Consider the following 5,530-nt stretch of genomic DNA (forward strand, 5'->3'; position numbering starts at 1 on the left):
CGTCCTGGTTGAGAGGGGTCCGGCCGCGTACCGGGTCCTGGTACCTGAGCCGGTCCAGCACCTGCTGCAGGTGGGTGGGAAGGTCGCGCTGAACGTGCTCGTCCTCAAGCGCCGGACGGGTTGGATGGTGCGGGTGGGCTGGGAGTGTTCGGGGCCGGGAGGTAGGGGGACGTTGACGGGAGGCCCAGGTCTGACGGGAGTAGGGAAGCCACCCAGCAGTCTCGGCGTACTCCCTTGTTGTTGATGGCTGAGCGGAGGGTGCCTTCGATCGTGAAGCCTGCTCGTTCTGCTGCTGCTCGGGATGGGGTGTTGCCCACCTCCGCTCGCCATTCCACTCGGTCCACCGAGAGGTGGGTGAAGGCCCAGTGGGAGGCTTTGGTTGTGGCTTCTGTGATGTAGCCGTTGCCTCGGTGGGTCTTGGTGGCCCAGAAGCCGATCTCGGCCACTCCCAGGGAGCGCATCGTCAGGGCGAGCATGCCCACCAGCTCCTCCCCTTCGGGGAGGAAGACGCCGAACGTGAACATCGAGCCGTCCGCCCAGCCGTCGGGCACCAGCTGGGTGGTGAAGCTGTGGGCGTGCTCGGGGAGGTAGGGCGACGGGATCGTCGTCCAGCGCTGGATGTCGGCGTCCTGCACCGCGGCGTACACGGCGTCCGTGTCGAGTGGGCCGACCGTGCGCAGGAGCAGGCGGGCCGTGGTCAGCGTGACGGGGTCCATCGGCCGATTCTGCTCGGGGCGGGATGAGGGCGCCATCCCTTTCGCTGAGCGTGAGTTCGTGATCACAATTCGTGCAATTCGTGGGTCGGGCGCGGCACCATCCGTGACTCCCGGCCGTTCTCCTTATGGCTGTCCCACTGGCAGGCCTCCCGGCTTGGCGGGGTCCTCGCATACGATGGCCGTTGCTCAGTTAAGACAATGGAAACCGACCGTCCAAGGCCCGACCGGCAAGGAGACCAACCCCCGTGTCCGTCCTCTCGAAGATCATGCGTGCAGGCGAAGGCAAAATCCTGCGCAAGCTGCACCGCATCGCGGACCAGGTCAACTCCATCGAAGAGGACTTTGTCGACCTCTCCGACGCCGAGCTGCGGGCCCTCACCGATGAGTACAAGCAGCGGTACGCCGACGGTGAGAGTCTGGACGACCTGTTGCCCGAGGCTTTCGCCACCGTGCGCGAGGCCGCCAAGCGTGCCCTCGGCCAGCGTCACTACGACGTGCAGATCATGGGTGGCGCAGCCCTCCACCTCGGCTATGTCGCCGAGATGAAGACCGGTGAGGGCAAGACCCTGGTCGGCACCCTGCCCACGTATCTGAACGCCCTCTCCGGGGACGGCGTTCACCTCATCACGGTCAACGACTACCTGGCCGAGCGTGACTCCGAGATGATGGGTCGCGTCCACAAGTTCCTGGGGCTGACCGTCGGCTGCATCCTCGCCAACATGACGCCGGCCCAGCGGCGCGAGCAGTACAACTGCGACATCACGTACGGCACGAACAACGAGTTCGGGTTCGACTACCTGCGCGACAACATGGCGTGGTCCAAGGACGAACTCGTCCAGCGCGGCCACAACTTCGCCGTGGTCGACGAGGTCGACTCGATCCTCATCGACGAGGCCCGTACGCCGCTGATCATCTCCGGCCCGGCCGACCAGGCCACCAAGTGGTACGGCGACTTCGCCAAGCTGGTCACGCGCCTCAAGCGCGGCGAGACGGGCAACCCCCTCAAGGGCATCGAGGAGACCGGCGACTACGACGTCGACGAGAAGAAGCGCACGGTCGCCATCCACGAGTCGGGTGTCGCCAAGGTCGAGGACTGGCTGGGCATCGACAACCTGTACGAGTCGGTGAACACGCCGCTGGTGGGCTACCTGAACAACGCCATCAAGGCCAAGGAGCTCTTCAAGAACGACAAGGACTACGTCGTCATCGACGGCGAAGTCATGATCGTCGACGAGCACACCGGCCGTATCCTCGCTGGCCGTCGCTACAACGAGGGCATGCACCAGGCGATCGAGGCGAAGGAAGGGGTGGACATCAAGGACGAGAACCAGACCCTTGCGACCATCACTCTCCAGAACTTCTTCCGTCTTTACGACAAGCTTTCCGGTATGACCGGTACGGCCATGACCGAGGCCGCCGAGTTCCACCAGATCTACAAGCTCGGTGTCGTCCCGATCCCGACCAACCGTGACATGGTCCGCAAGGACCAGTCCGACCTGATCTACCGCACCGAGGTCGCGAAGTTCGAGGCGGTCGTCGACGACATCGCCGAGAAGCACGAGAAGGGTCAGCCGATCCTCGTCGGCACGACCTCCGTGGAGAAGTCCGAGTACCTCTCGCAGCAGCTCTCGAAGCGCGGCATCCAGCACGAAGTGCTGAACGCCAAGCAGCACGACCGGGAGGCGACCATCGTCGCCCAGGCCGGCCGCAAGGGCGCCGTCACGGTCGCCACGAACATGGCCGGCCGTGGTACGGACATCAAGCTCGGCGGCAACCCCGACGACCTCGCCGAGGCGGAGCTGCGCCAGCGCGGCCTCGACCCCGAGGAGCACATCGAGGAGTGGGCCGCGGCCCTGCCGGCCGCCCTGGAGCGGGCCGAGAAGGCCGTCAAGACCGAGTTCGAAGAGGTCAAGGACCTCGGCGGGCTCTACGTCCTCGGCACCGAGCGGCACGAGTCCCGGCGGATCGACAACCAGCTGCGCGGTCGTTCCGGACGTCAGGGCGACCCCGGCGAGTCGCGGTTCTACCTCTCCCTCGGCGACGACCTCATGCGGCTGTTCAAGGCCCAGATGGTCGAGCGCGTCATGTCGATGGCGAACGTTCCGGACGACGTACCGATCGAGAACAAGATGGTCACCCGGGCCATCGCCTCCGCCCAGTCGCAGGTCGAGACGCAGAACTTCGAGACCCGCAAGAACGTCCTCAAGTACGACGAGGTCCTCAACCGGCAGCGTGAGGTCATCTACGGCGAGCGTCGCCGCGTCCTGGAGGGTGAGGACCTGCACGAGCAGGTCCAGCACTTCATGGACGACACCATCGACGCGTACATCGGCGCGGAGACCGCCGAGGGCTTCGCCGAGGAGTGGGACCTGGACCGGCTGTGGGGCGCTTTCAAGCAGCTCTACCCGGTGAAGGTCACCGTCGACGAGTTGGAGGAGGCGGCGGGCGACCGGGCCGGGCTGACCGCCGAGTTCATCTCCGAGTCGATCAAGGACGACATCCACGACCAGTACGCGTCGCGCGAGGAGCAGCTCGGCTCCGAGATCATGCGTGAGCTGGAGCGCCGGGTCGTGCTGTCGGTCCTCGACCGCAAGTGGCGCGAGCACCTCTACGAGATGGACTACCTCCAGGAGGGCATCGGCCTGCGCGCCATGGCGCAGAAGGACCCGCTGGTCGAGTACCAGCGCGAGGGCTTCGACATGTTCACCGCCATGATGGAGGGCATCAAGGAGGAGTCCGTCGGCTACCTGTTCAACCTGGAGGTCCAGGTCGAGCAGCAGGTCGAGGAGGTCCCGGTCGCGGACGCCAAGCCGTCGCTGGACAAGGGCGTGGAGGACTCGGTGCCCGCGCAGGCGAGTGCCGGTTCCCGGCCGGAGATCCGCGCCAAGGGGCTCGACGCTCCGCAGCGGCGGGACCGGCTCCACTTCTCCGCGCCGACCGTGGACGGCGAGGGCGGCGTCGTCGAGGGCGACCTGGTCGGCGACGACGACGAGGTGCGGTCCGAGGCGGACGGGCTCACGCGCGCGGAGCGGCGTAAGCAGCAGCGGAGTGGGCGGCGGCGCAAGAAGTAAGTAACCAACGTATTTGGCAGTCGCTGTGTGAAGGGCCGGGCATCCGAGGAGGGTGGCCGGCCCTTCTGCCTTGTGTGCGGGAGGGCGGGCGGGGCTCAGTCGTCCGTGTGTGGCCTTCGGGGGCCGCCCAGTTCCACCGCCGTGCAGCGCCAGCGGAAGTCGTGGCCCAGTTCCAGGCGGAAGGCCATCGCGCGGAGCTGGTCGCCGGCGCCGATGCGGGCGAAGGCCTCCAGGGCGCCCTGGCTGGGTTCGTAGTAGCCGACGTCGCGGACCACGGGGCGGGTGCCGCGGGTGCGCAGGGGGCCGCGTTCCGCGAGCCAGGCCAGTTCGTCGTAGGCGCGGCCCACGGTGTGGCGGAGCATGCTGTGGACGGGGCGTTCGCCGCTCAGGACGGCCAGGAGGCGGTCGGCGAAGAGGTCGGTGGGGCGGGGCTGCGGGAGGGGTGCCTGGCGGGGCTGGAGGGGGCGCTGGGGCGTTGTCCTGTGCTGTCCCTGGGCGGGGACCCGGGGTTCGGGGCGGGTTTCGGTGCTGGGCGTGGTGGTTTCGAGGACGGGCGTACGAGGGGTGCCTCCGCCCGGGGTGGTGCGGTGTGGGGCGCTGCCGGGGCGGCGGGTGTCCCGGCGTACCGGCGGGCGGGACGGGGTGCGGCGAACCGTCCTTGTCATCACCTTGTTCATGGAATGTCCCCGTTTCTTGGGGCCCGGGTGGGTACCGGGCGGTAACTTTCTGGTGGGGATCTTGTACGGGGACGGATCCGCCGGGCGCAAGGAGAGACGGGGTGCGGATCGGGGGGTCCGGGGGTTCACTTATCCGAGTGGTTCTGGATGGGGAAACTGCTGGTGGGGGAGATGGTGGGGGTGAATTTCGGGGAGTCGGGTGGACGCCAGGAGAGGCTTGGGCGGGGACTCGAAAGGGGACGCCTCGACGTATCCTGAGGGTCTTCCCGGGGTGTGCGGGCGGTCGTGCGGGTGGGCTTTCGAGGGTGCCGTGTTGGTTGCCCTCGTCGCTCCTGCGGCGATCTTTGGTCGTGCGGTTCCGGTTGCCTGTTCCGGTCTCGAAACGCCTACTACGAAAGCGGTCAGTCATGCGCGTCTACGTCCCTCTGACCCTCCCTGGCCTTGCCGAGGCGTACAAGACGGGTGAGTTGGGGGCGGGGCCGTTCGTCGCGTACGCCGTCACGCCCGCGTTGCGTGAGTGGTATCTGTCCGACGGCATCGAGGAGCTGGAGTACGCGGCGTTGAATCGGGCCGCGCTCGCTTCTCTGCGGTTGCTTGCGATGGAGCCGGGGGTGGTGCGGCGGCGGGTGGTCGTCGCCCTTGATGTCGCGGACGGGGTGGCTGTGGCCGACCCCGATCGTGGGCTTGATCCCGGGGCGTTGGGTGAGGTGCGGGTCGGTGGGGCTGTTTCCTTGGGGAAGGCTGCGGCTGTGCATGTCGATTCCGGGGAGGCGGAGGGGGATGTTGCTGCGGCTGCGGATGCGTTGGGGGCTGCGGATCGGGGGGATGACGATGCGCAGTTCGTCGTGGACGGGGCTGAGGATCATGAGCTGCTTTGGTATGCCACGCAGGAGATTCCTAACCTGGTGGGGTTGTTGGGGTGAGGTGTGAGGGGGTGGGGGGGGGGTTTTTCGCCCCCGCCGCCCCAACCCCTCCCATCCCGGGCGGGGGGAGGGCCCCCCCCCACCCCCCCCGAACCCACACAACCACCACCGCACACAAGCACACAACCACCCCCAGAAACAAG

The 5,530-nt window shown here is 67.5% G+C and carries 4 protein-coding genes; 2 read left to right on the forward strand and 2 right to left on the reverse strand.

The genetic code is table 11. The annotated features are described in order from the left end of the window. Positions 1 to 104: 104 nt before the first annotated feature. Entirely contained in the window at positions 105 to 716 is a 612-nt protein-coding gene (locus tag ACWCRB_RS48770; RefSeq protein WP_451002212.1) for a GNAT family N-acetyltransferase, read from the reverse strand. Positions 717 to 961: 245 nt separating this feature from the next. On the opposite strand from ACWCRB_RS48770, the gene secA reads away from it, so the two are divergent. Continuing rightward, entirely contained in the window at positions 962 to 3,787 is a 2,826-nt protein-coding gene (gene secA, locus ACWCRB_RS48775; RefSeq protein ID WP_451002213.1) for a preprotein translocase subunit SecA, read from the forward strand. A gap of 95 nt (positions 3,788 to 3,882) precedes the next feature. Here the strand turns inward: secA and ACWCRB_RS48780 are convergent, their stop codons facing one another. Next, positions 3,883 to 4,464 carry an Rv3235 family protein gene (locus ACWCRB_RS48780; protein ID WP_451002214.1) on the reverse strand — a complete coding sequence of 194 codons (582 nt, stop codon included), beginning with the start codon at positions 4,462 to 4,464 and terminating at the stop codon, positions 3,883 to 3,885. 407 nt (positions 4,465 to 4,871) lie between these two features. Between ACWCRB_RS48780 and ACWCRB_RS48785 the strand changes: the two genes are divergently transcribed. Then, positions 4,872 to 5,387, forward strand: coding sequence for a DUF6912 family protein (locus tag ACWCRB_RS48785; RefSeq protein ID WP_451002215.1), 516 nt, complete (start codon positions 4,872 to 4,874; stop codon positions 5,385 to 5,387). The last annotated feature ends 143 nt before the right edge of the window (positions 5,388 to 5,530 follow it).

The organism is Streptomyces sp. NPDC002156 (assembly GCF_053593675.1).

Coding starts and splice junctions, on each gene's coding strand:
- ACWCRB_RS48770 (WP_451002212.1), bottom strand. CDS start 716: ATGGACCCCGTCACGCTGACCACGGCCCGCCTGCTCCTGCGCACGGTC.
- ACWCRB_RS48780 (WP_451002214.1), bottom strand. CDS start 4,464: ATGAACAAGGTGATGACAAGGACGGTTCGCCGCACCCCGTCCCGCCCG.
- ACWCRB_RS48785 (WP_451002215.1), top strand. CDS start 4,872: ATGCGCGTCTACGTCCCTCTGACCCTCCCTGGCCTTGCCGAGGCGTAC.